General features: G+C 71.6%; 1 protein-coding gene. It reads right to left on the bottom strand.

The window, feature by feature from the left end; all coding sequences use genetic code 11:
• On the bottom strand, positions 1 to 957 hold a 957-nt coding region (locus ACOADB_RS15560), incomplete at both ends, for a glycosyltransferase (protein ID WP_378600342.1).

Raw genomic sequence — 957 nt, 5'->3', positions numbered from 1 at the left:
CCACTGTTCGGCGGTCCCCGTGGTCGCCAGGACGCGGGCGACGGCCTCCTCGACGGAGCCCACCACCCACGGTGTGGGGTAGAAGGTGCGTGCCCCGTGCTCGCTGTGGGCGAAGAACGGCCAGTCCCGCACCACCGGTACGGCGCCGCTGGCGGCGCCCTCCACGACGACGAGGTGCGCGCTCTCGCGCACCGAGGAACTGAGGATGACGCCGACCTCGCGGAGTGCCTCGGGCACGTCGTTCGTGTAGCCGCGACGCTCGACGACGCCGCGTGGCTCGAGCTCGCTCAGGTCGGCGAGGTACCCGGCGTCGTACGCGCGGCCGATGGCGGAGCCGGTGTTCTCCAGGTCGCCACCGAACAGGAGCAGGCGGTAGCGCTCGTCGTGCGCGTGCAACCGGCGGACGACCTCGATGGCCCACCGCACGTCCTTGGCCACCGCGGCGATGCCGATCAGCGCCAGCGTGAACCGGGCGTCATCCGCCTTGGGCTGGTCGAAGCCGGTCAGGTCCACCACGTTCGGCACCACCGCAACCGCCGGATGCGCGGCCAGCGCTGGCACGGCAGCCTGGCTCAGCTCGCGCAGGTGCTCGCTGACGAAGACGACCTCGTCGACGCGGGAGAAGTCGACCAGATGGGGCCACAGGGTCCAGGCCTCGAAGCTGTGCAGCCGCAGCACCACCCGCGCGGTGCCCGGGTCGGCCAGCGTGGCGAAGGCCGCCGTCGGCGTACACCACTCGATGAGGACGACGTCGGCCCAGTCGTAGTGCTCGCGGAGCCGCTCCTCGGCCATCTCCTGGGCCCGGCCGTCGCGGTTGATGAGGGACTGGAGGATCGGGTTCATGCCACCCTGGATCCCGAGCTCGGCCGGGCCGAGGATCCTGACCTCGGCACCCCGGTCGCGTTCGAGGCGAGCGGTGATCGCTCCGACGAAGTTGGTGTTCCCGCTCGACACGAC

The sequence above is a fragment of the Nocardioides sp. CPCC 206348 genome, assembly GCF_048654705.1.
Taxonomy (GTDB): Bacteria; Actinomycetota; Actinomycetes; order Propionibacteriales; family Nocardioidaceae; genus Nocardioides.
Note: the sequence above shows the minus strand (reverse complement) of the source record. Positions and strands in the feature narration are given on the sequence as shown.